Raw genomic sequence first — 26,245 nt, 5'->3', positions numbered from 1 at the left:
CCGGTGACTATTGCCGGCTCCGATTCACAATGCAGGGCGCGTGCGGAATGAAGTTTGGCGCAGTTTCCAGGGCAGATCGGCATTCGACCGAATATCGCGAACGTCCTGCACGGCTTTCAACAATTCCAAGGCATCGATGCGTTTCTGGTCGACGGCATTCGACAAAAGTGCCGCCATCAGGTGCGGACGATCCTGCTCGGCCAGCCCTGCACATTGCTCGACGACCGCCCGCCAAGTTCGCTTCTTGAAGAAGATAGCGCCTGCGGCATCCTCCAGCTGTTGGCGCAACCGACTTTCCAGCAGTCCGCTATCCTCCATCACATCGAGCGTTGCGCTGACATTGACGAGCGGTATCGTGAGCGGCTTGCTGCCCAGCGCGCTCGGCGCGTGAGTGAGTGCGACCGCGGCATCGTCGACCAGCCGGCCGATGCGATAGTCTTCGAAAATGCGTCCGATCCCGATCATGCCGAACGGATGGCATTCGGCAGCGCGCAACGCACCCATGCTTGCCGCCCCGAGAACCGCGACGCCCAGCGAAAGAGCATGGAGAATTTCCTTGTGCCAGACCGGTGCGGTATATTCGAAGCCGCCGTCGATCAGGCCGATGACATTGGCGCCCTGTTCCACCGCCGCCAAGACATCGCCCTGCGTCGCAGGCGGCAGGACGCATATCCCCTCGCCGGCAAGCGACGCCGCATCGGGAAGACTGGGACCTGCGAAAATGATCTTCAAAACCCTATTGCCCTGGCAAGCGCCCTTGTTCCGAACCGCTGGGCACGCTCCCCCTCCGGATTTTCGAGCTCGGGAATGACAATCTTGACGACACTGAAGGGAAGCGTGTCGTCGCTGAGGCGCACGGCGATCACCGAAGCGATCCGCCTGCCGCGTAGCTGGTCAAGCACATGCTGCAGCAAGCGGGCCAGATCCTGTTGCCCATGTCTGGCAACCGCATCAAGGCCGATGGCGGCAGCCGGCGGTGCGGCAACCGCAGCGAAGGCCTGCCGCATCAGCGGCGGCAAGGATCGTGAGAAAGTTGCGGGAGAGATATCGTCGCGGGCTCCGCTGATATAGGTCAACCGAGATTGCACGGCTTCCGTCACCGCCCGAATGGCCGCGCGCACGGGAGACGGGTGAGCGCCGGTGCCGCCGGTCACCTCGACGAGGCGAATGTCCCTGTTTCCGTGAAGGTCCCGGGAACCAAGCACGGCATCCCCAGGACCCAGCATGGCGGTGAAACAGGGGATTGCGATGTCGCTGGTGATATCGAAGAGCCTGAGCGCCAATCCCGATGTTTCGATCTTGTCGATCAGCCCGTCCAAAGCGACGTCCTGGAAGCCGCGGGGATCGACGCAGCCGGCATAACGATCCGCTTCCGCGCCCACCTGCCACAGCACATGGGCGTCACGCTCGATACGCTCCAGAACGCCATGAAAGATCGCCTCCTCGGCATTGTTTCCCGACGCCAGGCCGTCTGAAGACATCCAGTATCGCGCGTCACGCGTGCGGTCGAGCACCACCGCTTCAAAGGGGACATAGACCTCCTCGCCGGTGAGGATATCGATGCCGGCAACCCATTCCGTCTCCTCGTCCGGTCCAAGATCGGGTTTATGAAGAGCGGTCAGGCAGTTCAGCGTGTCGGTCTTGCATCCCATCGCCTGCAGACGGGAAGAGGTGCCGTGGACGAGATCGACGGCGGGTTCGCCGGCAACCGCCCGTTCGAGGGCTTCCATGATAGTGGATACTTTGGCGTCAATATCGGTCAGGCCCTTTCCCTGGGCAATCACGATCGAGCGGGAATTCGGGGCATATGCGCACCAGACGGGGATTCCGATGTCGTCCAGTCCGGTATGTCGCGCAACCCTGGTAATGCCGAACCCGGCCAAAAGAGGTTCGACGCGGGAAAGGGTTTCTCGCGGCGACATGATCCTGTCGGAATATATGGACCGATCCGTCAGAATGCCGGCTCAGCCGTCGACGTGACCGGAGAGGGCAACCTGCGCCGACGAGACGGCAACGGCAAGGTCGACGTCCTTCACAAATGTGCCGCCGGCTTTGCGCAGGTCGTTCGCGGTCGCCAAATCCCCCGTCGGATTGAGAGGCTTGACCGCACCTGCGCCGAGATCGGCAAGCCAAAGATCCGCCTCACCGGGTATACCTACAATGACAGCTTTCGCCATGTAATGCCTCTAAGCTATTGTTAAAAACCGGCCTTCAATAGGCCCTCCCGATACAGCTCTTTTTGCCAATGCTCTTTGAAGGGAACGATGGCGAGCCATTTCTCGACGTCGAAGGCCGGGTTGATGCTTGCGGCCCGTTGCCGATGGAAAAGCGCCCGTTTTCGATCGCCGATCATTGCGCAACTGGCCGCAGCAATGCGATGGGCCGGCGCTTTGTCTTTCATCGCCTCGACATAGGCGATGGCCTCCTCGTATTGTTCCAGGAAGAAACTCGCTCCCGCAGCACACCAGAGATAGGCGTCAGGCGCAATCGGATTGAGCGAAATCGCCTTTTTGATCTTGGCGAGCGCGTCGCCCGGGCGGGATGCATGCACCAGCGTGTCGGCATGGCTGTAGATGACGTCGGCAAAATGCGGGCTGAGTTCTTCCGCCAGATGAAGTGCGGCGACACTGGCATCGACATCGCCGAGATAGAGTTTGGTGACGCCAAGCTCGCGATGACCCGCCGCCGATTCTGGATCCCGCTCGATGGCCCGAAGCGCATTCTGCTCGGCCAGATGCAGCAGTTCGTTGTTTCCCTGCGCCGTCACGAGCCACTCGCTGGTGAAGGTCCTGGCCAGCCCGGTAAATGACGGAGAAAAATCCAGCTTATGCAACAGGGACTGCTTGAATGCCTTCCTTGCCCGGCGGATATGCGGCAACGTCAACCTGCTCATCAGGCTCGAGCCGACGAGATAGGAATGATAAGCTTTCGGGTTGGCTTCGAAGCGTAGTCGCTCTTCCTCGTTTTCAGCCAGTTCGCGGGCCACCGATAAGGTCAGTTGCTGCGCGATCAACCGTCTTTGCCGTGGCAATATATCGGGCGTCATCGCAAAGCGATTGGCCCAGATAATCTCGTCCGTGGGAAAGTAAACCAGCTGCGCGAATAATCCCTCTTCGGAGAGCCTCGTATCCAGAAGATAGGCGATCGAATGACGCGCGACCACGGCAGCCTTCTCGGAATCGCGGCGGATCTGGCCGGCCGTATGCGGCGCGACGATGGAAATGTTTCGTAGCGCGCAGAGTTCGATTGTAACGTCTTCGATCAGGGCGTTGGCAAGCGCAAGTCCGGCATCGGCATGTTTCGATGTCGGAGGAAGCAGCACCAGGCGAGGCAAGATCAGCGGTATCGGCGATATACGTTCGATGTCGGCAGCTGTCTGACCACCGGCCTCTGACCGCTTCACCTGTACCCGGGCATGGTCGTCGCCGTTCGGCAATCTCTCATTGAGGGACGAACCGCCGGATAGCCGGTGCAGCAAGGCTCTGACCTGCTCGTCATTCGGATCCCGTTCGAGGATCTGCAGGGCGGCGCTGGAAATGGTGCGCGCCGCGCCGGGCTTTTGCGCGTCCGGCATCGCATCCAGCAGTGCCTGCCGCAACTGCAGCGCCTGAGCGTCCCGTTGCGCCCTGATCCACGCTTCTATCAGCTTTGTCGCTGGTTTGATATTTCCGATGAAGCCGCGCTGGGTCAGTTCGGCGATCGCGTTCAGCCGCTCCAGCGGCGAACCGCCTGTGCGAAAGATATCCAGATCGCTGGAAACTGCCTGCGTGTCGAGACGAACCGTGGTGGCGGTGAAATCGAAGGGCATTTCCGCGCGACCGCCGTCTGTATCGCGGATGCGGGAAAGCAGTTTGCGCAGATTGAGCCGCGCCAGGTCAGCTTCGACGTCGTTCCATAGAAACTGAGCCAATTCATAACGGCTGAGTTCATGGTCCGCGCCGGCATAGAGATGGGCCATCATCAACAGGCCCTTGATCGGATAACGAACCGGGTCGCCATTCGTCTCGATCAACCGCAGATCGCCGAATGTCTGCAGATGGAGCACGATCCGTCCTCAGCTGTTCACAACCGAATCGTGCAACTCACTGTCGCTTTCAGGCAACCCCGCGGCTGCCAGGCTTTTGGCTAACGCAACCAGCTTTTGCCTGATATTCGGGTCCTCGATGGCGATGAATGCCTTGTTGAGCGCCAGCCCCTCCTTCGAGGACAAAAACTTGTTCAATTCGCTCGTCTCGCCCTCGATTGGTCCGGCGCCGCCGTTCTCGAAGAAAAAGCCGACGGGCACGCGAAGAATCTCGGATATGCGCTGAAGGCGGCTGGCGCCTATTCTATTCGTTCCTTTTTCGTATTTCTGGATCTGCTGGAAGGTAATGCCGAGAAGTTCGGCCAAGCCGTTCTGGGTCATCCCGAGCGTCTTCCGCCGAACTCTCACGCGGTTGCCAACATAGACGTCGATCGAATTCGGCGATTTAGCCTTCATGTGAATTAGTCTCCCGCGTTATCAGCACGCCCAGCTGTATAATGGAGAGTTTAAGCAAGAATGCAACTAAAAGTAAATATTTCGTAAGGGTTTTTTTTCAGCCGTGCACCAGTAAAAGCAACTTGTGGATTATTGCAACGGGGTGCCATTTGGCGCGGTGCTGCTATCGCGCATGTCGCAGCGGACGAATCCCGTTCGAAACCAGCGCCGCTCCGACGCCGTGTCTAAGAGGCTTTTGCGCAACAGCGATCATCGACTTGGCGAAAACGGCAATCCTTCCAACATATTCAAACGAACATTGTCGAAGCCGGTATCCAAAATATGCAGCGCGCCTTCCTGATGACGAGGCACAAAGGTGCCCAATTGCCGACACGAAGCCAAAGATATTTAACGGCTGAATGTATATGCTGGATCTAGAGCAATTCCAGCAAAAGTGCGCAGCGGTTTGTGTCCGGAGTTGCGCAAAAACAAAAAGATAGAGGGTTCCGTGGCTTGGAGAAAAACGGAAATGCTCTAGCCAGCCCGATCGAAACCCTTCTCGCGCGCCGGAGAAGACAAGCTTGCCTGATAATTCGTCGTCCGCATATGCGAAACAGCCGGTGGGAAAACCGCGGATTCCCGTGGTCTTCTGGTTGCTGCTGGCGATTTCCCTCTCACTGGTCATGGGGACGGTGCTGCTTTCCAACGACATGAAACACTTAAAGACAGTCAGCCATTATTTTGGTTTCGATCTCTTTCCCCATGAGGTGAGGCCGCCTCCACCCAAACCCCTTCCCCGCCCGACGCCCCCAGCCAGCTTTAAGCTTCCCTTGCATGCCATCGAACCACCGATGGTAGAGGCCGCGTCGACTTTTCTACGGACATGGCGGATATCCGGCGCCGCGATGTGTGCGGCACTGCGCAATGCCGGCATCGAGACCAGCGATTGGGCAGCGGCGAGCTTCAACGCCGATACGTTCGAGTGCTTTTTCGAGCAGAGCGGCAAGCGGGAAAAGGATCAGCTCCCAAAGTCCATCTTCGTCATCGTTCGCGGCAACGCCGCCGGCACGATCAACAATATGCGCGTGAAAATCATCAATCCCGAGACTGATCGAAATGGCCAGCTCGATCCCGGCATTCTGCGAATTTTCGAAATCATGCTGCGGCAACCGCAGTGGCTCGATTTTCACGAAACCCTGAACGCGATCAAGAATCTGAGGGACATCAAGGAAGACGGATTCGGAGCCAGCATCAGCTTCACCCGCGAGGTGCTCAATCCCGGGAATTACAATTTCACACTCTCGCTGGATGCGACTTCAGGAGCTCAGAAAAGAACGAGAAATTATTTTTCCGGCAGAATATGGCTGCCATTACCGGACCCCGCGGTCGAGACAGACAGCCCCCAACCGGAAGCAGTCTCCAGGCCTCCCGATGCCGAGGCCCCGGCAGAAAGTCGGGAACATCCGCATTAGAGCCCCGTGCGTCGTTTCAGACGCACAAAGGACGCTTTAACTCTTTCAATCCTCGCATCGGCAAATCTGTGCGGTCTCATGGGACTTGCGCGAGAACAATGAGATAGAGCATCTTCGCGACCTGGAGAAAGGCGAACATGTTTGTCGATTTCTGGCTTCACCCCAAGCGCCGGCCTGTTACGCCATGTGACTTACATCGTCATGATGTCTGGCCAGAATCTTGTAGAGCTCTTTCAAACTGTCCGCACTCGGCCGTTCGGTGCTGTCCCCACCCGCCGGGCGCCAGACACGCTCGACATTGAGATCCTGTGTGACTTGCGCAAGGTCATCGTTCAGCGAGCGAATGACGATCTCCGATCGACACAGCCGCCACGACATTCTGACGATCACTGCGAACGGGAGGAAAATGACGCCGACGATGCCGAGAACAAGGGCAGCGAACTGCCGGTCATCGAGAAGAGATAGATGGTTTCGAACGGTCGCCATAAAAAAAACTGCATTTTGAAATGCCATATAAAAATAGCTCGTCAGATAGCTAGACCAATCTTACATCACCGGCGCCCTCCCCCAGCGGTCTATATCTTGGAGTATGCTGAAAAGTCTTGCAGACACTGACAATGTCCCTGCCGGGAAAGTATATTTGAGGTTGCATTAGCCTGCTGAATTGAACGCGAATCCCCTGGCGGATCGGTGCCCACGAGCTCGGTCCTTCAAATTCCACCGCGGACATGAAAAAGCTAACAGAGAGAGATAGAATGAATAGAAGACGTTTCCTCGCCTCGCTTCCGCTCGCGCTGTTATATGTTCGTGCAGGCCAGGCCTTGGCACAGGTGCCTGCCGCTGCAGGCTTACGCGCCCTTGCCGACAAGAAGTCGTTCCGATTCGGATCGGCAATCGACCTGCAAAACATCAACGATCCAATCGCTTCCGAGATCTACATCGACAACGTCAATTCGATAACGCCGCGAAACGAGCTGAAGTGGAATGCGACGGAAAAGAGACCAGGCGTTTTCAGCTTCGGCAGTGCCGACCGCATGGTTGCATTTGCACGCAAAAACAACATGAAGGTTTATGGCCATACGCTGATCTGGTATCGCGTCCCGGGCTGGGTGTCTGATATCACGGACGCAAAGACCATTCAGGCGGCGATGAACCGTCATATAAAACAGGTTGTCACTCGCTATAAGAACTCGATCGATGCTTGGGATGTGGTCAACGAACCGTTGGAGTATGATGCACCGGATCTGCGGGATTGTGTTTTCCGACGCCTTCTTGGCGACGATTATATTCGTATGAGTTTCGACATGGCGCACCAGGCCAATCCCGACGCAACGCTGGTACTCAACGAAACGCATCTGGAGAAAAAATCCGACGTGTTCGAACAGAAGCGCGCGCGCATCTTGAAAATCGTCGAGGATCTCGTGGCAAAAAAAACGCCGATCAATGCGGTGGGGCTGCAAGCGCATTTCCGCCCCGGACTCGACCGGATCGATCCGGAAGGAATGGGGCGCTTCTGCGCGGCGTTGAAGGACATGGGTGTCGGCGTTTTCATCACCGAACTGGATGCGTCCTGCCACTTCCTGAACCGCGACAAAGCCCTCACGCCGGCATCCTACGCCGATATTTTCAGTGACGTGATCACCGTGGCGGCCGAACATGGCGACTTGAAAGGCGTGACAGTATGGGGCATGTCGGAAAAATACGGCGAGCGCGATGAGAAAGCGGCCGATCCCGCCGCCGCTTGCACGAAGCGTGTTAATCTTTACGACGAAAATAATGCGCCAAGAAGTGCGGTTGACGGTGTCCGGCGGGCAATAGAGGCGATGTGATGCACAAGACAACGGAGACGCGAACAGATTCATGAAAAAAGCCGTTATTTATGTGGAAAAATTTTTGCCTGCCAGCCAGGCATTTGTTCTCAACCAGGCGGTAGCGTTTCGTACTTTCGAAGCTGAAATTCTTGCCGGCTCGCGAATTTCTTCGGCGCATACAAAAAAATCCACTGTTCCGGTTCATGATATCCGTCGGTCTCCCATTGCGCGGGCCGGTGAACTGCTGCTGAAAATCCCGCAGATCGGCCTTCCCTTCCTCTTTCCTGCGATCGGCAAAGCCGATCTCGTTCACGCCCATTTCGGTAAGAACGGCTATGTCATTGGCCCGCTGGCCCGGGCCGCCGGCAAGCCGCTCGTCACGACGTTCCACGGCTTCGATGCCACCTATTCCGGCGACCCCAAAAAGCCCGGCGGCTTCAATCAGGTGCGTTTCTTCGCCAAGGGCCGGAGCGAGATGGCCGGCTGGAACAGCTGGAACATCGCCGTTTCCGATTTCATCCGCGACCGGCTGCTGGCCCTCGGCTTTCCAGCCGAACGCGTCTATCGCCATCATATCGGCATCGATCTCGATCTCTTCAAAATGGAACCCCGCCCCCGAAAAAAAGGGCTCGTGGTTTCAATTGCCCGCTTCGTCGACTATAAGGGCCATCGTTTCATGATCGATGCGCTTTCGCGTGTGGCTGCCGCCGGCACCCCGGTCGAATTCGTCATGGTCGGCCAGGGTCCCTTGAAGGAGGAAATCGAAGCACTGGCGCGTCGTTCCTTGCCAAGCGTCACGATCCATGAAAATCTGTCGCAGACTGAGATAAGAGATCTGCTCGCCAGTGCGGAGCTTTATCTCCATGGAAGCGTGACCCTCGACAATGGTCACGCCGAAGCTTTCGGCCTCGCAAATCTCGAGGCGGAAGCCGTCGGTACTCCGGTCGTCGCATTTCGCTCGGGAGGCGTCGGCGAAGCGATCGAAGAGGGGAAAACTGGTTATCTCGTGGAGGAGCGGGATGTCGCGGGAATGGCGGACGCGGTCGGAAGACTGCTCAACGACCAGACCCTGTGGACAGCCTTTAGCGCGCGGGCACCGCTTCTGGTGGCCGAGCGCTTCGACTTACGTCGTCAGACGGGGACGCTCGAGGACTATTACAGTTCCGTGCTAGACGAATTTTCCAGCCGGGGTCGGACTTGATGGTGCAGACAGGAAAAAAGCCGAAGTGGGGACTGAACGTATTTCGGCCACTGCGGAACGGATTTGTGAAGGCCAAGTGGCTCTATTATACGAAATTCTGGGGAATGGATATCGATCCGACGGCGAGCTTTTCCTTGAGCGTGCGTTTCGACAAGACCAACCCGAGGGGATTGCATATCGGCGCGGAAACTTACGTTGCCTTTGAGGCTGCTATTCTGACCCACGACCTCACACGCGGGCTCTACCTTCACACGAGGATTGGCAAACGCTGCTTCATCGGCGCCCGCAGCATCATCCTGCCCGGCATCGAGATTGGCGACGAATGCGTCATCGGCTCGGGCTCGGTGGTGACCAAGAGCATTCCACCGCGCTCGCTCGTGGCAGGCAACCCTGCAAAGATCATCCGCAGCGACATCGAAATAATCTCCCGCTACGGCCGGATGGATCCCGACAGTGGTTACCGTCCCGATGCGGAATTCCAGAAAAGCTGAGCGGCCTTCGGACGCGTCTGAGAGAGCAATATGAGCACGATAAAGGTCACCATCCTTTTTTCGACCTATAATGGCGCAAAGACGCTACCCCGGATGTTGGAGGCGCTGACCAAGACGACGCTTCCGCGCGATCAGTGGAAGATCGTGGCCGTCGACAACAACAGCAAGGACAATACGCGCGAAATCCTCGACGCCTTTCTGGACCGGCTGCCGCTTGAGATCTATTTCGAGCCCAGGCAGGGAAAGGAAAATGCGCTCGAAACCGGTTTCAAGCATCTCGATGGTGATCTTGTCATCTTTACTGATGATGACGTTATCCCCCAATCAGATTGGGTTGAGACGTTTCTTCGGGTGTCGGAAGAGAGGCACGACTTCAATATCTTCAGTGGCCTCATCAAGCCCGCTTGGGACGTGACACCTCCAGAATGGGTTCTGAGCTGGGCGCCACTCAATATCCTTTATGCCGACAATTCGAAGGTGCCGGTGGGCGAAATACCGAGTGCCTGGGTCCACGGTCCCAATTGCGCCTATCGTCGAGCGAGCCTGGGCGACGCCTACCGCACCAATGCCGGATTGGGGCCGAATGCGAGTGTTGCCCAATATGCAATGGGGCAGGATACGATGTTTGCCATCGGTATCGATGCCAAGGCATACCATACCGATGCTGCCGTTGTCGGGCACATCGTCCCTGCTGATTATCTTTCCGAGAAATGGATACTGGGGCGCGCGGAGCGCTACGGGTTGGGACAGCCAGTGACGATGCCCGCCTGGTTCAAGGAGCCCCTCTTTGTATTCGGAATTCCGGCCAAGTCCACGATGCTTATGGCTTATGCCTTTCTCAGATATTTTCTCCTGCGATGGATGGGCGACGCCGAAACGCGTTTCAAAGCCGCATGGGAATATCGGAGGCGACTTGGAAACTTTAGGAAAATTAGGTCTTTAGGGCAGGATAGCCGGGGCGCCTTGAAAGGCGATCCTGCATGAAGATTGCCATTATCGCACCCATCCAGCATCCGATCGGAAAGCCTTTTCGAGGAGGCGTTGAATCACAATTGTGGTTCCTCACCCGCGGGCTCGTCAGCCGCGGGCATGACGTAAAACTTTTCGCCGCATCAGATAGCGATAGCTCACTGCCTCTGCACCCGATCGTGGATAGCTCCGTACTGAATTCTGAGCGCCTGCAGAAACATGACGGGCGGTGGATCGAAAAATATCGGCGCTTTCAAAGAAACCGGATCGCGGATCAAGCATATTCGCACATGATCGATGTGGTCTGCGCTTCCAAATTCGATATCGTGCACAACAATTCACTATCGAAATACCCCCTAGCGAATGCGCATCGCCTGGGCGCTCCGGTGGTGACGACGATCCATACGCCCGTCTTCAAGGAAGTGGTTGAAGGCGCTAAGGCCGCCAGGTCTAGAAAGGGCTCGGATTTCGTTTGCGTTTCGCGATTTCTACAAGAATCTTGGCGCCCCTATATCGAAAGCAAGGTCGCCTATAACGGCGTTGATCTAAATGGCTGGCATTTCAGCGAACAACCCGATCGGAAGAGAACGGCCATATGGTATGGCCGAATAAATCGCCAGAAGGCGCCGCATATGGCGGTGCGAGCTGCCCTGGAGGCAGGATTTTCCATCTCGTTATACGGCTTGGCAGAAGACATGTCGTACTTCGAGAGTATGGTGAAACCGCTGTTGGATCCTGAACGCGCGGTCTATCATGGTTTGGCGGATCATTCCGAGCTTTCACTTGCCATCGGCAAAGCGTCGGTGGCGGTATTCTTGCCTGAATGGGATGAACCCTTCGGCCTGACTTTCGTGGAGGCACTGGCTTGTGGGACGCCGATCGTTGCTTATCAAAGCGGTGCGGCACCCGAAATCATCGACAAGGACAGCGGCATTTTCGTCGAGCGGAATGCGAGCGTGAATTTCAAGCAGATTTTCACTGAGGCGAGCCAGTTGTCGCGCGAGAACTGCCGTAACCGTGCAAAGCAGTTTTCGATGGATTCGATGCTTGCAAACTACGAGAGAATTTATTCGGAAACCATACAGGGAGCCAGTGTTCGCTGATGAATACGATGACGACCGAGTTGAATGTTGTCTATTTCAGTCTGAACTATCCGGAGCTCAGCCAGACCTTCGTATTCAATGAGATGCGCAGTCTTCGTGATGAGGGGGCAACTGTGCGGGTTGTCGCATTGCGCCACGCGGAAGTCGGGGCGTCCGATCTGCCGGCAAAATATGGCTTCTCGAACGCCGTAGATTTTGTGCTGTCGCCGGGCGTTCGCCCCCGCAGATCCAGAAGGGTCTTGCAAGCTGCTCGAGCAATGACGGAATGCGGTGTTGGCATTGGCGCTGCACTCCGTGCCAGCATGAAAAATCGGGCTAATGGTTTGCGCGAAATGCCCTTTTCGCTAAAGCTCCAGGTGGCTGCCAAACTGCAACCGAAAAGCCAGAGGCCGGTGATCCACTGCCATTTTGGTCCTGCCGGTCAATTCATGGCGGATCTGAAGAAGCTCGGACTCGGCACAGCGCCGCTTTCAGTGGTTTTTCATGGTTATGACCTTACCCAATATATGCAGGACAAGCGCGCCGACCTATACCACGATCTCTTCGAGCAAGCAGACCTTCTGCTGCCGATCAGCGATCTCTGGCACCGCCGTTTGATCGAACTCGGCGCGCCGCCAGAGAAGATCCGCACCCAGCGCCTTGGCATCGATTGCAGGGCCTTTCGCTTCAGGGAAAGGGTGAAAAGGTCCGACCAGCCACTACGCTTGATCTCAGTGGGCCGTATGACCGAAAAGAAAGGACACCGCTATATCCTTGAGGCATTTGCCCAACTGGTCGCCAGCCAGCCCGATCTCGACATCCGCCTCGACTTGATCGGATCAGGCCCGCTGTTCGATGGCATTCGCGCGCTCGCCGATCATTATCAGCTAGGCAGCCGTCTCGTCTTGCACGGAAGCCTTCAGCATGACGAGGTGCGCACGCTCCTGGATGAAGCGCATGTATTCGTACTGCCGAGTGTGACGGCTGCCGATGGCGATATGGAAGGCATACCAGTTGCGATCATGGAAGCCATGGCTCTAGGCCTTGCCGTTATTAGCACACATCACAGCGGTATCCCGGAATTGGTCGCAGACGGAAAGTCCGGTCTGCTGGTCCCTGAACGCGATGTTGAGGCCTTAAGCGCGGCAATGCAAACACTTGCGGCGAACCCCGAAAAGATCGCATCGATGGGACGCGAAGGACGAAATATTATCGAAGAAAATTATAACGAAGAAAAGCAGGCCAAAAAACTCCTCGCAGCTCTGAGTAGTATAAGATGATGCTATTTAAGCAAGTGCTTTAATGGCTTCAAACAAAAGGATCTGATGGGTCGTCATGTTGATTTTGATAGAAAATACCGTTTGTTTGAACGCGGGTGATGCGGCGATCGCGCTGGCAATAATGCGGATCTTGCGACGCGCATTCGGTGAGAAAAGTGAATTTGTCGTTTTTGACAGTAACCCAGAGGTTGCAGCGCGATATTATCCTGACATCAGATTTCGACCGCTGACAACAACTCTGACAGCAACACCATCGATTTCGCTCCCATTCGTTGGGAAGCGCTTCGCGATACGGTTGCGCCGCAATATCGACCGTTTAAAAAAGCATGAGTTTCGGAGATTGCTGAGTTCGGCGCGAAATAATGGAAGCGTCGGCTGGAGTCCGCTTCTGAACAAGCAAGTTCGCGAAAATATCGAACTCTACGCCAAGGCAGACCTTATTGTATCCACAGGAGGGACATACCTCGTTGAGCACTACGATATTTCATCTCGCCTTGAAGAATTCGAAAAGGATTTAATGCTTGGAAAGCCGCTGGTATTGTTTACGCAGTCACTCGGCCCGTTCAACAAACGGGAAAACCAGAGCAGAATTAAATCTATCATCGATCAAGCCAGGTTTACCCTTTTGAGAGATGTAAAATCCGAAGGTAACTTGCGCGCTATCGGCGTGAAGCATGATCGTCTTAAAGTTGTGTCAGATAGCGTTTTCGCCTTTGCAGATATGGAACGTCTATCAGCGCGCCCGCAATCAGGGGGATCAAAAAAGCTCAAGGTCGCTATATCCGTCCGTGACTGGGCACATTTTGACGGACTTTCGCCACAGCAAGGTATGGCTCAATACAGAAATGCAATCTCTCAAGCAGTTGTAGCGCTGGTGAAGACAAAGAATGCAGAGGTCACGTTTCTGTCAACGTGCCAGGGCATTGCCGAGTACCACTATGATGACTCCATTGTCGCCCAGGGGATTGCTAACGAATTGGATGCAGAGACACAAAAATCGGTCTCCGTTGATTCAGGGTTTTATGGCCCCGATGCACTCCTCAAAAAAGTGGCCGATTTTGATTTCGTGATCTCCACACGCATGCACATGGCTATTTTATCATTGTGTGCCGGGGTGCCGGTGCTTCCAATCTCATATGAATTCAAGACCACAGAACTGTACAACGGTCTGTCTCAGAGCCAATGGGTAACAGACATATCGCACATCGAACCCGTGAGCTTTACCGAACGCGTACTCGAATTCACCGAGCATCTGGATGAATTCTTTCAAGCTGCCGCGCCAAAGATTCGTGAACAGTCTTTATCGGCTTGGTCGGCAGGCCCACTCATCCAGGCATCCTTGTCGTCGCAGTTGCATGACGCAAAAATTGACGCAAAATTTGTAGAGCAGGCATCATCATGACAAATGCACCCAAGCGGATAGGAGCGAAGACACTCCAAGCGTCGTTCTGGTTGATGACAGGTGTCTTCTATGGCCGCCTCGCAAATCTGGCGATGACGATAATCCTCGCACGTATCCTCGTGCCCGCAGATTTTGGTCTTGTGGCGCTGGGCACGACATTACTTATTATCCTGACATCAGTGACGGACTTGTCTCTGGCAAATGCCCTCATTCATCATCAGGATAACAAGGAGGCTGATTTCCATACTGCTTTTACGCTGAGTGCAATTCGCGGCTTTTTGCTGGCGATTGTTATGGTGATCAGTGGGTTTGTTATGGCTCACCTCTATAACGACCCTAGGCTTATTGGCGTTTGCACGGGCCTCGCAGTGCGCCCGCTTTTTAGCGGACTAGGAAGTCCCTACTACGTAACCTTCGCGAAGGAACTCGATTTCGGTACGGTCGCCAAAAACGAGGCGTTGAATTATACCGCGCAACTGGTCGTAGCCGTCGGTGTCGCCTGGTTTACCGAGAGTTACTGGGCAATCGTCGCAGGTGCGGTGGCCGCGTCCACTACCGGAATTGTCGCGACTTATATTAGGGCGCCTTATATTCCCCACTTCACATTGTCCTCGTGGCGAAAACTTACCAACTTTTCAGTTTGGGTTACGCTAAATCAATTCGTTACGATTATCGGGAATCGCTTCGATAACTTCCTTGCCGGCGGCCTGCTCGGAATTTCGAGCTTTGGCGCATATAATGTCGGCAACAATATCGCAGCTATGATTACGCAATCCGCGTTTCAGCCGCTGGAACGAGTCCTGTTTCCCAGTTTTGCAAAGTTGACTGGAGACAAGGCGAGATTAAATGAAGCTTTCCAGAAAAGTCAGGCTTCTCTTTTCGCGATCGGCTTTCCGATGGGTGTCGGCCTTGCGTTGGTGGCCGAGCCTTTCGTGTATCTGACGCTCGGACCCAAATGGTCTATTGCCGTCACTGTTATTCACTTTATCGCACCGGTACTTGGAATGCAGATCGTGTTCGGCCCCTCGAACGCTCTTGCCTATGCTCTGGGCGCCACCCGAACTCTTTTCAACAGAGGCATCGTACTCCTCATATTTAGAGTGCCGATCGTGCTGACTGGCCTCTATTTCTTTGGCCTCGTTGGTTTGCTCGTTGCTCGAGTGATATCCGGAGGCGTAGTGGTGTCGATTGTCAATTTCTATATCGTCAGATCCTTGACCGGGCTTAGTCCATGGCGGCAGTTGCTCGTGACCTGGCGGTCATGGGTCAGCGGCGGCGCCATGGTGTTAGCACTCCTGACGCTACGAGATTTTTCGGCGCCGATAGCGACCAATTTGGGCGCGGGCAAGATGCTTGTCGAAACCGTCCTGCTTGGGGGCGGCGTCTATTGCTGCGTTCACGCCTTGCTTTGGGTGATGAGTGGCCGATCGCAAGTTGGGATTGAGTCGGAGTTGGTCAAGATGGCTTCTGGTGTTTTAGGGCGTTTCAAGAAACTACACCGGCGATCGATATAAGGCGGCCCGCCAATGTAGATTCGAAAAGGAGTCCATGAGGCATGGCAGATCCTAAAATCAGTGTCGTCTTTTCATCTTATAATGGTGCAAGCCGCAGGTTGAAGCACACCTTGGAATCCCTCGTTCATCAGGATCTATCCCCTGATCAGTGGGAGTTGATTGCTGTCGATAACAACAGCGGAGACAACACAATGGATCTATTGGAGACGTATCGCGAGCGCCTGCCAATCTTGATCCTGAAACATTCGCAGCCGGGCAAATCAAGCGCGCTCAACGCCGCACTTGAGAAAGCCGGCGGGTCTCTTGTCGTATTTACCGACGATGATATACGCGCCGAACCTGATTGGCTTCGCGAAATTGCTGCTTGCGCGGATGCCAACCCGCACTATGGCATTTTTGGCGGCAGGATTGTTGCCGAATGGGAGCATCTTCCGACCGGAAATCCTCTGCTCGAATGGATTCCTATGGGATCGACCTTTGCGATTGTCGACGAGCAGATCAGCGGGCCCTGCGATCCGACGAAGGTGTGGGGACCGAACACTATCGTGCGACGGAGCGCTCTCGGTTCGGACGTTCGATATAGAGAAGATCTCGGACCCCTACCGGGAGGGTTGTTCGCAATGGGCGAAGACCAGGAGATTATCATGCGCCTCTCGGCGCGCGGGGTGCAAGCCTATCGTTGCGCCGAGGCCGTCGTCCATCACTGGATTCCCGCATCCAGCGTGAATGAACTTTGGGTTCAGAAGCGCGGTGAACGACTTGGATACGGCGTACCCGCGCTCTTTCCGCAGGATGTCCCAACTGGACCGCGGATCGCGGGTGTACCCGTGAAGACTTGGATCGAGAGCGCGCAATGGGCGTTGCGCGCCGCCCTGCTCTATCCCACGCCCTCTTCGAGGAAGCGGTTCTGGGCAATCTGGAAGAACTACTATATGCGCGGCTATAGAGCCGGCGTAAGGCGGTATGCACCGTCGATACCGGTTACGAATCGCTAGGGGATGGGCATGAAAATTTCCGTTCTGATCAACAACTACAACTACGCGACCTATCTACGCGCCTGCATCGATAGCGCACTCGAGCAGGATTATCCGGAGTTCGAAGTGGTGGTGGTCGACGACGGATCGACCGACGATTCCCGCCAGATCCTTGCCTCCTACGGGGAACGGATCCTGACGGTATTGAAGGAAAACGGTGGCCAGGCCTCGAGCTTCAACGCGGGTTTTGCGGCCGCAAGCGGCGATATCCTTTTTCTCCTCGATGCCGATGATGCGTTTCTACCCGGCAAACTTGCTCGTATCGCCGAGATCTACGATCGCAACGAGATCGACTGGTGCTTCGACCGGGTGACGACCGAGGAAAGCGACCAGCCTCCTGCAGCGCTGCAAGTGACACTGTTCGACAAGCGGGACACGCTTCGCAGGGGCGGCTTTCCCTCGCTTCCGGTTCCGACATCGGGTTTGAGCTTCCGCCGCCACCTGCTGTCCCAGATCCTGCCGATGTCCGTCGCGACAGACGTCGTCCTCAGTGACAATTATATCAAGTTTGCCGCTGCCTTTCTCGGCCGCGGCGCGATCGTCGAAACACCGCTGACGTTTCAGCGCATTCATGAGTCGAACCGCTACACGGGTACAAGCAGAGCAAAGACGCTGCGCCCGCGGATCATGATCGCGACTGGGCTGGAACTGGCACGCCGCTATGACGGGCTGCAAACACTCGGCAAGAGCCTGGTGGCCGGCGGCATTGCCGAAACGACATCGCTGCTGAAGCTCCGGGGCGAAGCTCGCAACACGGTAGCCGGCGGTCCGTTCGGCGATGCTGCCGCGACCGAAGTGGCCTTGATGGCGGCGCGCAAACGTTTGGGAAATATGCTGCGGAGAGGACAGTCATGAATCAGCAACAGACTTTTCCGCATTCATCCGTCGGCGCGGAAGCAGGCACCGCACCGTTGAATATCGCCGTCGGCGTATTGACCTATCGACGCCTCGACGGGATCGCCAAGCTGCTCGACGTGATGACCCGCCAGGTCAGGCATCCGGATCGCCCCTATCATCTCACTATGGTGATCGTGGATAATGATGCGGCCGGCAGCGCAAAGGCCACGGTGGAGGGTTTCGGCCAGACAGGTGCCTACGACCTGATCTACGTCATCGAACAAAACCAGGGCATACCCTTTGCGCGCAATCGCGCGCTGGATTCAGCACCCCTCGGCACCGACCTCTTCTGCTTTCTCGATGATGATGAATGGCCGGTCGACGGCTGGCTGGACGCGATGCTGGAGACAAGGAAGAAAAACCGCGCCGATTGCGTCTATGGTCCCGTCCAACCGGTCTATCCCGAAAACCCGCCGGAATATTTCATCAAGGCAAGGGTGTTCGAGCGCAAGAAGAACAAAGACGGCCAACGCATTTCTTATGCCGCCTCGAACAACGTCATGTTCGACTATCCCCTGATCCGCTCATGGAATCTGCGTTTTGAAGAGAAGATGCGCTTCACCGGGGGCACGGATTATCTGTTCTTCAATCAGGCCATTCGCCGTGGCATGCAGGTTTTCTGGGCTGATAAGGCGCTTGTCCATGATATCGTTCCTGCCAGCCGGATGACCTGGAAATGGGTATTGCAAAGACAATACCGGCTCGGCAATACCTTCGCAGTCAGCGAGGTCCTGCATGGCAACCTCAAGCGCCGGATCTATCGCGCGGCCTATGGCGCCACCAGAGTCGTGCTTGGACTGCTCATGCTGCCGGCGATCTTGATTTCGCCCTATTGGGGCATGCGAGCCCTCACCCATGTTCTGCGCGGTGCGGGCATGGTTAATGGAATTCTCGGACATGCATATCAGGAATACAAGCCCAATGCCGCTCTCTGATATTGTTTGCAAGAGCGCCCTTGGAAGAGTTCTGACCCTTATTATCTTGCAGATGAAAACTCATGAGTGATTGACTGTCCATGAACTTCAAGGCTTCAACCAACCGGACCAAAAATGCTACACTTCTACTGAACTATCGTGACACAGCCGCTATTCGAGTAGAATGGTTTTTCGCGCTTATCATCGGTCAAACATAGGAGACGCCTGTCTATGACTGAGAAAAAATTGAAGGTTCTCGCTGCCTCGTCAGGAGGCGGCCACTGGGAGCAGCTGATGGCGATGCGCGGTGCATTCGAGGGCTGCGATATCGTCTTTGCGACGACCATCCCAGGACTGCTTGCAAAATACGACATTCGGGACGGACTGGTCCTTCCCGATTGCAGCCGCGACTCGATTGCCATGTCGATCCGGTGCTTTTTCAGCGCCTTCTCCATCGTCATCAAGCAGAGGCCAGACGTCATTATCTCGACCGGTGCGGCGCCTGGGCTTTTTTGCCTGCTTGCCGGCAAATTGACGGGCAAGCGGACGATCTGGATCGATAGCGTCGCCAATGTCGAGAAGCTGTCCCTATCGGGTAAATTGGCCGGCCATATTGCGACGCTCTGGCTCACGCAATGGCAACATCTGTCGCGGCCGGATGGCCCCCATTACGCAGGAGCTGTCCTTTGATCCTTGTCACCGTCGGAACACAGCTGCCGTTTGATCGCCTCGTCAGGTCTGTCGACACCTTTGCAAAGGAACTGTCCAAACCGGTTCTGGCGCAGATCGGCAGAGGCAGTTACACGCCACAGAATATGAAATGGATCAAGAATATCGAGCCTAAGGACTTCGATAAGGTCTTTCGCGATGCAACGGTCATCGTCTCTCATGCGGGAATTGGTACAGTGCTCACGGCCAAGCGTTTTGGGAAGCCGATCATTCTCGTTCCCCGACAGGCGGCGCTCGGCGAGCACCGAAACGATCATCAGCTTGCCACGGTGGGTCAGCTCGCAGGCCGACCGGGTATCTACGTCGCACATACCGATGACGATCTCAGGAACTATCTGCTTGAAGAGCTGGATAGCCCGTCTCACGAAGATTCGTCGGAGGCCGGCCGGGCTTCGCTGGTCACCTACTTGAAAACCTATATTGCGGCCGTCTGACCTGGAAGCCGCCAAAATCTGTGACGGATTTGAGAAATCTTTTCACTCTCCGCAATTGTTGCCGGCGATACGTTTGACGAGTTCAGGCGCGATGATTTTGGAGGCCATGTCGGGCTGAGGATGCACGCCGTCGGGAATTGCCGTGGCCAGGTCATCCGGTGTAAGACGCTCCCAGTTGGGCCGGTGGTCGACAAACTCCAGACCACGTTTTTCCGCCTCCGCCTGATGTGCAGAGACATAGCTATTGACGAAGGGGCGGATCAGCCCACGCAATCCTGAAAACGGATTCATGGCCATGACAATGATCCGCGCTTGCGGCAGGCGCTGCTGGAGTTGGTCGAGAATGTCGCCGATATTCTTTCGGCTTTGCGCAAGCGACACGAATCGATGCAATGTTGCATCATTGGCGTAGAGTTCAATTAGGATGATATCCGGCTGCGCGGCAACCACGCGATCAACTTGGGTAAGGGCCCATAATGACGTCTCGCCGCTCTTTGCAACACTCTCGACTTTCACTGGCCTTTGCAGGCAGGCTGCAAGCCTTGTCTCAAGAGCGGGCTGCCATCCCCCGCGAGCCGTTAAGGATGTGCCGAAAGCCACTATTTTCAGCGGCTGAGCGCCATCGGCATGGCCGTTTTTGACCGCTGAAAACATTACCAGACACGCCAGAAACAGAACCAATCCATAAGCCGATCGCTTATCAGTCGGCGCCCCTCGCCAAGGCAGCAAACATATCATGGGGAGACCTTGCAGCAGGCTTGAGACAATTTCGTGAAATGGCCGCTTATGCCCCTTCGGGCAAGGCGAAACTATCCAACCTCAGCCTGGCGGATGATACCGGCTGCTTTGAGACGTTAAGGCTCCTAACGACCCGAAACAGCCGCCAATCACTCCTGGCGAAATACGTGTTGCATCTGATCGGTCAGCGGCTTCGTCAGATAGGATATCACGGTCCGGTCGCCGATCTTGATGAAGACCTCGGCCGGCATGCCGGGATAGAGCTTTATCGTCTTCAATTTGGCAATGCTTTCAGCTTTCGGCTTGACGCGCAGGGGATAGTAGCTAATGCCCGTGCGCTCATCCTTGACGATATCAGGGGCGATTGAGGTAATCTCACCGCTCACATCAGGTGTCGTGCGTTGATCGAAAGCGCTGAAACGCACATCGACTGACTGGCCGACGTGAACCTGGTCAATATCGCGGGTGGCGACTTTCGCCTCGACCGTAAGTTCGTTATTTTCGGGAACGACGAGCATCAACGTCTGTCCGGGATCGATAACACCATTGACGGTGTGAACCGAAAGTTCGTGAACTCGCCCAGTCAACGGTGCGGTAATGTCGAGACGATGCAGCTGATCGACTGCGGTTCCGCGGCGCTCTTCATATTCGGCGATCTGCGCCTCGACGTCGGTCAGGTCCTTTGCAATTTCCGAACGACGATCCTCATCCAACTGGATCGACTGGCGATCGATCTCGATTGCCTTACCTTCGGCCTCCGCCTTAGCTGCGATTTCCTGGCCGCTGTTGCCCTGGAGATCGGCGCGGGCGCGCTTGAGCGTATTCAAACGCTGAAGCGTGACGAGGCCTTTCTTGTAGAGCGTATCAATGCCTTCAAGCTCCTGTTCGATCAAGCCCAGGGAATCGTTGGTGGCGTTGATCTGAACGACCAACCCCTTTACCTGCTCGGCCAGTTGATCCTTGCGGGATGCCAGCTGGCTCTTCATTCCGATGAGCGCCGTCCTGCGACTGTCGAACAATTTCTGCTCGCCATCGAGAAGCTTCTGCGCGGAAGTGCTGGATGTCAGATCGCTGATGTTTTCCTCGACCTCGAACGATTCGGCGCCGATCCGTTCCGCCTTCAGACGGGCACGGCGCGCATAAAGCTGAGCGAGCGTGCTTTCGACAATCGAGAGGTTCGCTCTGGTCGTCGTTCCATCGAGCCGGATCAGGACCTGCCCTGCCGTCACATGGTCGTTTTCCGAGACCAGCAATTCCGACACGATACCACCTGTCAGGTGCTGGATCTTCTTTACATCGCCGTCGACGACGATTACGCCCTCGCCGATGACTGCGCTCGACAGCTCTGACGTCGCCGCCCAACCGCCAATGCCGCAAACGAGGGCTATCGACAACACACCGACGACGGCAACATGCCGATTGAGGGAGCGTTTCGATTCACTGATAACCTTGATCACAATCTTCCTTCTGGCCTATTCGGCCGCATTTATGCCGTCGACCACGACTTTAAGCTGAGCCACGCGCTCGGCAATCGGCGTACGCGCCGCTTCCGGCCGGCTGACCCTTGCCAGAACTTCCTCTTTGGGACCGAACGCGATCATACGGCCTTCCTGCATCATCAGCACGAAGTCGCAGACTGCCAGAACGCCTGACCGATGTGCGATGACAACGACAATGCCGCCGCGCGCCCGCACGCTCATGATCGCGGCACTCAGCGCCCGCTCGCCTTCTTCATCGAGATTGGAGTTCGGTTCGTCGAGCACGACGAGGAATGGTTCGCCGTAAAGCGCCCTTGCAAGCGCGATACGCTGCCTCTGGCCGGCCGAAAGCGCAGCACCGCCTTCGCCGATTTCGGTTTCGTAACCGTTCGGTAGACGAAGAATAAGATCGTGAACACGCGCCGCTCTCGCTGCGGCAACCACTGTCTCAGGCGACATCTCCTTCGCGAAACGGCAGATATTCTGCGCGACGGTCCCAGAGAAAAGCTCCACATCCTGCGGGAGATAACCGATATGCCGGCCAAGCGCGTCGCCATCCCACTGGTCGAGTGCTGCGCCATCGAGACGAATGGACCCTCTGACGGTCGGCCAGATGCCCATCATCGCCCGTGCCAGCGACGACTTACCCGAGGCGCTGTAACCAATGACACCAAGCGCGCTCCCTGCCCTTAAGCCGAAGCTGATATCGGAGATGACCAGGCGCTGACCCGCCGGCGGTCCACTCGCCAAGCCCTCGACCGTGACTTGCTTGGTAGGAGCCGCGAGCGCAAGGGGGGCTGGAATCTCAGGAATGGTTTTCAGCAGGCTCGAAAGCCGCGCCCAACTCTGCTGAGCAGAAACGAAACCACGCCAATTTCCAATCGCCGCTTCGACAGGCGCCAGGGCGCGCGAGGTCAATATCGAGCCCGCGATGATAATTCCCGAAGAGGCCTGCCCTTGAATGACCAGGATTGCGCCGGTCGCGAGCGTTCCCGATTGCAGAGCAATACGGAAAATCTTCGACAAGGTCGCATATCCGTTGCCGACATCCGATGCCTGCCGGGTGATCGTTCGATATTCACTGTTCTTGCGGTCCCAGATTTCGGCCATCGTGCCTGCCATGCCCATGGCGTGAATAACCTCGGAGTTGCGGATCGAGGTCTGCGCGAAGGCATTCCGCATATTGGCGGAGTCAGACTGCTTTTTGGAGAGCGTACGCGTTCCCTGATTGGTCATGAACGTCAGGATAGCGAGAACCAGCGATCCACCGATCGCGATATATCCGATCGCCGGATGAAAGAGGAAGCAGATCACGATATAGAACGGCAACCAGGGCAGATCGAACATCGCTGTCGGCCCCATACCGGACAGGAAGGTTCTGATCTGGTCGAAGTCGCGCAACGGCTGAAGCCCGTCGCCGCCGATTTTGACCTTCAACGGAGCCTTGATCAGCGCGCGGAACACACGTCCGTTCACCATCTCGTCAAGCGCACCGGCAACACGTACAAGCATCCTGCTTCGCAGAACCTCGAACGCTCCTTGAAAACAGTAAAGCATTAACGCAAGTATTGCCAGGACAACCAGCGATGGTATACTTTTACTAGGGATGACCCGGTCATACACCTCAAGCATAAAAAATGAACTTGTAAGGTATAGGATATTAATAAGCGCGCTTGCTATTCCGATGAAAACCAGCCCCCCCTTGCATTTCTTTAATGCTTTGGATGGCTCGCTGACATCAGCTGCTGAATTCTGAAACACGAAATAATCCCTCTCTTACCGCATCGCACGAAAGCAAATATGCCGGCGCAACTCCAGCTCCGGGTCCACGCCCGATCAATGACACGACTGCATTGGACCCCCGACACCGGCGCCGGACCCGCTTGCAAGCCCACGACCTATTACATGAATCCAACCAAAAAGTGGCCAAAAACTCCAATTTATAACGAGCGGTTTCAGGGATTCTGTCTTGACGCTACGCTAAATATACCAACCTAAGCAAGTGAAAATCGCAAATTGCCCAACAACGGCGCAGAGAGATGAACGTATCGCGCGCATATGTGCGACGATTACTCCGGCGTTAACTTTAAATTCAATCTATAGTTCATTTTTCCTTTGAACGGCGGAACTATTTTTTTATCCGCACCTTCGACCGCCGCGACACCCCTTCATCATCAAGCTTTCAGATGTTGAACAGCGGGCCGGCGCTCTTTTTGGCGTGATTCAAACCAGCAGGTGCGATGCTTGGCTGCTATGGAACGCGTCCACATCGATATAAACGCCGAGCGAGTCGGTATCGATGTGAGAAGCGCCGTCAGAAATCTTGTATTGGAAGGATTCGCTGACCTTTCCGCTGAGACCGGCGATTTTCACCGCATCGACCGTATACGTGTAATCACCATCGCTCTCCACATGGATGACTCCGTATTTCCCGGTCAGCGTCAGGCCATGCTTATCCACTGCACTGTCACCGAAGCGACGAAGCAGCACGGTTCCATTGATTGCGCTGTCGTTTTCGAGGAGGTTGCCATGATAGGCGCTGCCCGTATCCGTCGAGATTTTCAGGCTGTCATGGGCTGCGACGATCTTGGGAACGGCGACGGTGGGTGCGGTGGAAACCTGCGCTTCGGTCGCGGGCGCCGGAGTGCTTGTCTGCGTCGGTGTTGACGGTTCGACATGCGGCTCCACAACCGGCGTGGTAGGCGTCTCACTGTTGGACGGGGTGTTGCCAGTCGCAGCGTCGAGTTCGGCCTGCGCTTGCTCCAGCGTTTTATTATCGTTGATCAAAAAGGTGCTCTGGAGGGCAATTGCGACCGGCATTGTCAACGTCGACACCACGCTGTCGATGACATTATCATGAAAAGAGCCGGATGCAGGCCTGTCGACCTTCAGCGCTGAAGACGACAGGTCGTCAAAGACATTACCATGAATATCGATATCGATGCGTGTATAACTTGGGTAACCTGCAGCGCTGATCGACACGCCCCAGACGCCGTCATGAATATAGTTTCCACTGATATCGTAATTTGTCGCATTGCCCTGATCGCCAAGGCCGATACCGTAGGACCAACTATAGCCGCCGTATCCCGAGATGTCGTTGTTGTGGATGGCGATATTCGTGCCCGCGTTGGCACCTATCCCGAAACCGCCGCCGACCACGGTGTTGTCCTCGACCACTGCATTTACAGCCCGAACAAGCGCCAGAACGCCCTTTGCGCTATTGGTCTCCGTTTGCTCCAGATGGTTACCCTTGATCAGGATATTGCTGCTGTCGTTCAACTGAACGGCGTCCGCCGCAGCGCCTTGGCTGTTAACGACCAGGTTATTGACGATGGTAACGCCAATCACCCTATCCATCCAGATGCCGTCTCCATTCACCCCGGAAATCTTGCTGTTCTCGATGGTAATGTTCTGGCTGCTCTGGAAATTGACGGAACCGGGCTTGCCGGCAAGTCCGGTATTTTCGACCTCGACGTTGCGGACGATCCAGTTAGAGACATTTCCCGCATATATCGCCCCACCGCCGGTATCAGCAATCTTGATGTTCTCCACAATGATGTTTGACGCTTTCGATCCGTGGATGCCGTCATTGCTACTGTGAATGACCGGCGCATCGCCAACGCCGTAACTACCAATGGTAATCGGAGAGCTGACAGTGCCGGAGTATTTCAGGTCGAATTGTTCGTTAAACACGCTTCCGGCGGCAAGCAGCACGTTGTCTCCCGGCTTTAACCTCAAGGATTCGACTGCGGAAAGCGTCGCGAAAGCCGACTGCTCGCTCATCCCACTATTCTGATTGGATCCCGTTGCCGAATTTACATAGTAGATGGTCACGCCATGATCTCCCAAAGATACTGGAAAATCTTTTACCTGCGGACCCCTCTCTGCCTCCTGAAATGGAACACTAAAATGCGTTCTATCTCGCGATAATTCTTACATCCTCTACAAATTATCTTCGCTTCTCTCATATTTCGCATTGCAAAAAAAGTTGCGCTGCACAATTATGAATAAGTTGGCTGACATCAGCGGTGACATTAAGACTATCTTCCAGGACACGCATATTAATTTGCGAAACTTGCGCCTCGAAAGAAACGTTACCCGATAAACATATATGACAAGAGCACGACATCAGTCACTTCGCCGAAAATCATGAGATCGAGCGGGAAACGAAACAATACAGCGATGTCACGTCATAGCCCGTAGTGATTATATCAATATCTCATCTGCACACCTGAACCTCAGCGTCTTTTTTGTAAATTACCTTTGCATAAACATCCTTATCTCCTGAAGAAAAATGGATACGTATCTGTCATTCGACATTTTCTCTTATTTTAGACGTA

The 26,245-nt window shown here is 55.5% G+C and carries 24 protein-coding genes and 1 pseudogene; 14 read left to right on the top strand and 11 right to left on the bottom strand.

Going from position 1 to position 26,245, the window contains the following annotated elements:
* Positions 1 to 24 precede the first annotated feature (24 nt).
* The 6 genes and pseudogenes from ACIPSK_RS23695 to ACIPSK_RS23670 all read right to left on the bottom strand — a co-directional run.
* Positions 25 to 732, bottom strand: a complete 708-nt coding sequence (locus tag ACIPSK_RS23695) for a TfuA-like protein (RefSeq protein ID WP_162118023.1) — start codon at positions 730 to 732, stop codon at positions 25 to 27.
* Complete coding sequence (locus tag ACIPSK_RS23690; protein WP_017965726.1) at positions 729 to 1,922, bottom strand: YcaO-like family protein; 1,194 nt, start codon at positions 1,920 to 1,922, stop codon at positions 729 to 731. The genes ACIPSK_RS23695 and ACIPSK_RS23690 overlap by 4 nt, the downstream gene beginning before the upstream one ends.
* A 42-nt stretch (positions 1,923 to 1,964) precedes the next feature.
* A complete protein-coding gene (locus ACIPSK_RS23685) occupies positions 1,965 to 2,177 on the bottom strand; it encodes a hypothetical protein (RefSeq protein WP_170257252.1) in 213 nt (70 codons plus the stop codon).
* Positions 2,178 to 2,197: 20 nt separating this feature from the next.
* Positions 2,198 to 4,045: a peptide antibiotic resistance protein gene (locus tag ACIPSK_RS23680; RefSeq protein ID WP_162118021.1), complete on the bottom strand. Its 1,848-nt coding sequence runs from the start codon at positions 4,043 to 4,045 to the stop codon at positions 2,198 to 2,200.
* A 9-nt stretch (positions 4,046 to 4,054) separates the two neighbouring features.
* The gene (locus tag ACIPSK_RS23675; protein ID WP_017965729.1) at positions 4,055 to 4,480 is read right to left on the bottom strand and encodes a helix-turn-helix domain-containing protein; all 426 of its coding nucleotides are present in this window, start codon (positions 4,478 to 4,480) and stop codon (positions 4,055 to 4,057) included.
* Positions 4,481 to 4,643: 163 nt separating this feature from the next.
* Positions 4,644 to 4,801, bottom strand: a pseudogene (locus tag ACIPSK_RS23670) (class I SAM-dependent methyltransferase); the annotation flags it as partial.
* A gap of 239 nt (positions 4,802 to 5,040) precedes the next feature.
* Here ACIPSK_RS23670 and ACIPSK_RS23665 point away from each other — a divergent pair.
* Positions 5,041 to 5,931: a DUF6030 family protein gene (locus tag ACIPSK_RS23665; RefSeq protein WP_162118020.1), complete on the top strand. Its 891-nt coding sequence runs from the start codon at positions 5,041 to 5,043 to the stop codon at positions 5,929 to 5,931.
* Positions 5,932 to 6,108: 177 nt separating this feature from the next.
* On the opposite strand, the gene ACIPSK_RS23660 is transcribed toward ACIPSK_RS23665, so the two are convergent.
* Positions 6,109 to 6,444, bottom strand: a complete 336-nt coding sequence (locus ACIPSK_RS23660; RefSeq protein ID WP_246709802.1) for a hypothetical protein — start codon at positions 6,442 to 6,444, stop codon at positions 6,109 to 6,111.
* A gap of 242 nt (positions 6,445 to 6,686) precedes the next feature.
* Between ACIPSK_RS23660 and ACIPSK_RS23655 the strand changes: the two genes are divergently transcribed.
* The 13 genes from ACIPSK_RS23655 (at position 6,687) to ACIPSK_RS23595 (ending at position 19,689) form a co-directional block, all read left to right on the top strand.
* Positions 6,687 to 7,760 carry an endo-1,4-beta-xylanase gene (locus tag ACIPSK_RS23655; protein WP_017965731.1) on the top strand — a complete coding sequence of 358 codons (1,074 nt, stop codon included), beginning with the start codon at positions 6,687 to 6,689 and terminating at the stop codon, positions 7,758 to 7,760.
* Between the two features lie 31 nt (positions 7,761 to 7,791).
* Positions 7,792 to 8,943 (top strand): glycosyltransferase, encoded by a 1,152-nt coding sequence (locus ACIPSK_RS23650; protein WP_162118019.1) that lies wholly within the window; start codon positions 7,792 to 7,794, stop codon positions 8,941 to 8,943.
* Positions 8,943 to 9,434, top strand: coding sequence for an acyltransferase (locus ACIPSK_RS23645; RefSeq protein ID WP_162118018.1), 492 nt, complete (start codon positions 8,943 to 8,945; stop codon positions 9,432 to 9,434). Before ACIPSK_RS23650 ends, ACIPSK_RS23645 begins: the two co-directional genes overlap by 1 nt.
* 30 nt (positions 9,435 to 9,464) lie before the next feature.
* Positions 9,465 to 10,418 carry a glycosyltransferase gene (locus ACIPSK_RS23640; protein ID WP_162118017.1) on the top strand — a complete coding sequence of 318 codons (954 nt, stop codon included), beginning with the start codon at positions 9,465 to 9,467 and terminating at the stop codon, positions 10,416 to 10,418.
* Positions 10,415 to 11,506: a glycosyltransferase gene (locus tag ACIPSK_RS23635; RefSeq protein ID WP_162118016.1), complete on the top strand. Its 1,092-nt coding sequence runs from the start codon at positions 10,415 to 10,417 to the stop codon at positions 11,504 to 11,506. Before ACIPSK_RS23640 ends, ACIPSK_RS23635 begins: the two co-directional genes overlap by 4 nt.
* The gene (locus ACIPSK_RS23630) at positions 11,506 to 12,765 is read left to right on the top strand and encodes a glycosyltransferase (RefSeq protein WP_162118015.1); all 1,260 of its coding nucleotides are present in this window, start codon (positions 11,506 to 11,508) and stop codon (positions 12,763 to 12,765) included. The genes ACIPSK_RS23635 and ACIPSK_RS23630 overlap by 1 nt, the downstream gene beginning before the upstream one ends.
* Positions 12,766 to 12,820: 55 nt before the next feature.
* Positions 12,821 to 14,167: a polysaccharide pyruvyl transferase family protein gene (locus tag ACIPSK_RS23625; RefSeq protein WP_017965737.1), complete on the top strand. Its 1,347-nt coding sequence runs from the start codon at positions 12,821 to 12,823 to the stop codon at positions 14,165 to 14,167.
* On the top strand, positions 14,164 to 15,681 hold the full coding sequence (locus ACIPSK_RS23620; protein ID WP_017965738.1) for a lipopolysaccharide biosynthesis protein: 1,518 nt from the start codon (positions 14,164 to 14,166) through the stop codon (positions 15,679 to 15,681). The genes ACIPSK_RS23625 and ACIPSK_RS23620 overlap by 4 nt, the downstream gene beginning before the upstream one ends.
* Before the next feature lie 41 nt (positions 15,682 to 15,722).
* Positions 15,723 to 16,676 (top strand): glycosyltransferase, encoded by a 954-nt coding sequence (locus tag ACIPSK_RS23615; protein ID WP_017965739.1) that lies wholly within the window; start codon positions 15,723 to 15,725, stop codon positions 16,674 to 16,676.
* Positions 16,677 to 16,685: 9 nt separating this feature from the next.
* Positions 16,686 to 17,570, top strand: coding sequence for a glycosyltransferase family 2 protein (locus tag ACIPSK_RS23610; RefSeq protein WP_162118014.1), 885 nt, complete (start codon positions 16,686 to 16,688; stop codon positions 17,568 to 17,570).
* Positions 17,567 to 18,547 carry a glycosyltransferase family A protein gene (locus ACIPSK_RS23605; protein ID WP_162118013.1) on the top strand — a complete coding sequence of 327 codons (981 nt, stop codon included), beginning with the start codon at positions 17,567 to 17,569 and terminating at the stop codon, positions 18,545 to 18,547. Before ACIPSK_RS23610 ends, ACIPSK_RS23605 begins: the two co-directional genes overlap by 4 nt.
* Positions 18,548 to 18,757: 210 nt before the next feature.
* Positions 18,758 to 19,216, top strand: coding sequence for a glucuronosyltransferase (locus tag ACIPSK_RS23600; RefSeq protein ID WP_162118012.1), 459 nt, complete (start codon positions 18,758 to 18,760; stop codon positions 19,214 to 19,216).
* Positions 19,213 to 19,689, top strand: coding sequence for a glycosyltransferase (locus tag ACIPSK_RS23595; RefSeq protein WP_017965743.1), 477 nt, complete (start codon positions 19,213 to 19,215; stop codon positions 19,687 to 19,689). The genes ACIPSK_RS23600 and ACIPSK_RS23595 overlap by 4 nt, the downstream gene beginning before the upstream one ends.
* A 42-nt stretch (positions 19,690 to 19,731) precedes the next feature.
* On the opposite strand, the gene ACIPSK_RS23590 is transcribed toward ACIPSK_RS23595, so the two are convergent.
* The 4 genes from ACIPSK_RS23590 to ACIPSK_RS23575 all read right to left on the bottom strand — a co-directional run bounded on the left by ACIPSK_RS23590 (position 19,732) and on the right by ACIPSK_RS23575 (position 25,739).
* Positions 19,732 to 20,427 (bottom strand): SGNH/GDSL hydrolase family protein, encoded by a 696-nt coding sequence (locus ACIPSK_RS23590; protein WP_162118011.1) that lies wholly within the window; start codon positions 20,425 to 20,427, stop codon positions 19,732 to 19,734.
* A 149-nt stretch (positions 20,428 to 20,576) separates the two neighbouring features.
* Positions 20,577 to 21,884, bottom strand: coding sequence for an HlyD family type I secretion periplasmic adaptor subunit (locus ACIPSK_RS23585; protein ID WP_017965745.1), 1,308 nt, complete (start codon positions 21,882 to 21,884; stop codon positions 20,577 to 20,579).
* A 15-nt stretch (positions 21,885 to 21,899) separates the two neighbouring features.
* Entirely contained in the window at positions 21,900 to 23,666 is a 1,767-nt protein-coding gene (locus ACIPSK_RS23580) for a type I secretion system permease/ATPase (protein WP_017965746.1), read from the bottom strand.
* A 462-nt stretch (positions 23,667 to 24,128) separates the two neighbouring features.
* Complete coding sequence (locus ACIPSK_RS23575; protein WP_162118010.1) at positions 24,129 to 25,739, bottom strand: right-handed parallel beta-helix repeat-containing protein; 1,611 nt, start codon at positions 25,737 to 25,739, stop codon at positions 24,129 to 24,131.
* Positions 25,740 to 26,245: the final 506 nt, after the last annotated feature.

This window comes from Rhizobium sp. LARHSG275 (assembly GCF_052871115.1).
The sequence above is the reverse complement of the archived record's forward strand: the minus strand, read 5'-3'. Positions and strand labels throughout refer to the sequence as shown.

What these genes read in the sequence shown, in the direction of transcription:
- ACIPSK_RS23690 (WP_017965726.1), bottom strand. Translation starts at nt 1,922, where the DNA reads ATGTCGCCGCGAGAAACCCTTTCCCGCGTCGAACCTCTTTTGGCCGGG.
- ACIPSK_RS23685 (WP_170257252.1), bottom strand. Translation starts at nt 2,177, where the DNA reads ATGGCGAAAGCTGTCATTGTAGGTATACCCGGTGAGGCGGATCTTTGG.
- ACIPSK_RS23675 (WP_017965729.1), bottom strand. Translation starts at nt 4,480, where the DNA reads ATGAAGGCTAAATCGCCGAATTCGATCGACGTCTATGTTGGCAACCGC.
- ACIPSK_RS23660 (WP_246709802.1), bottom strand. Translation starts at nt 6,444, where the DNA reads ATGGCATTTCAAAATGCAGTTTTTTTTATGGCGACCGTTCGAAACCAT.
- ACIPSK_RS23655 (WP_017965731.1), top strand. Translation starts at nt 6,687, where the DNA reads ATGAATAGAAGACGTTTCCTCGCCTCGCTTCCGCTCGCGCTGTTATAT.
- ACIPSK_RS23650 (WP_162118019.1), top strand. Translation starts at nt 7,792, where the DNA reads ATGAAAAAAGCCGTTATTTATGTGGAAAAATTTTTGCCTGCCAGCCAG.
- ACIPSK_RS23645 (WP_162118018.1), top strand. Translation starts at nt 8,943, where the DNA reads ATGGTGCAGACAGGAAAAAAGCCGAAGTGGGGACTGAACGTATTTCGG.
- ACIPSK_RS23640 (WP_162118017.1), top strand. Translation starts at nt 9,465, where the DNA reads ATGAGCACGATAAAGGTCACCATCCTTTTTTCGACCTATAATGGCGCA.
- ACIPSK_RS23635 (WP_162118016.1), top strand. Translation starts at nt 10,415, where the DNA reads ATGAAGATTGCCATTATCGCACCCATCCAGCATCCGATCGGAAAGCCT.
- ACIPSK_RS23630 (WP_162118015.1), top strand. Translation starts at nt 11,506, where the DNA reads ATGAATACGATGACGACCGAGTTGAATGTTGTCTATTTCAGTCTGAAC.
- ACIPSK_RS23625 (WP_017965737.1), top strand. Translation starts at nt 12,821, where the DNA reads ATGTTGATTTTGATAGAAAATACCGTTTGTTTGAACGCGGGTGATGCG.
- ACIPSK_RS23620 (WP_017965738.1), top strand. Translation starts at nt 14,164, where the DNA reads ATGACAAATGCACCCAAGCGGATAGGAGCGAAGACACTCCAAGCGTCG.
- ACIPSK_RS23615 (WP_017965739.1), top strand. Translation starts at nt 15,723, where the DNA reads ATGGCAGATCCTAAAATCAGTGTCGTCTTTTCATCTTATAATGGTGCA.
- ACIPSK_RS23610 (WP_162118014.1), top strand. Translation starts at nt 16,686, where the DNA reads ATGAAAATTTCCGTTCTGATCAACAACTACAACTACGCGACCTATCTA.
- ACIPSK_RS23605 (WP_162118013.1), top strand. Translation starts at nt 17,567, where the DNA reads ATGAATCAGCAACAGACTTTTCCGCATTCATCCGTCGGCGCGGAAGCA.
- ACIPSK_RS23600 (WP_162118012.1), top strand. Translation starts at nt 18,758, where the DNA reads ATGACTGAGAAAAAATTGAAGGTTCTCGCTGCCTCGTCAGGAGGCGGC.
- ACIPSK_RS23590 (WP_162118011.1), bottom strand. Translation starts at nt 20,427, where the DNA reads ATGATATGTTTGCTGCCTTGGCGAGGGGCGCCGACTGATAAGCGATCG.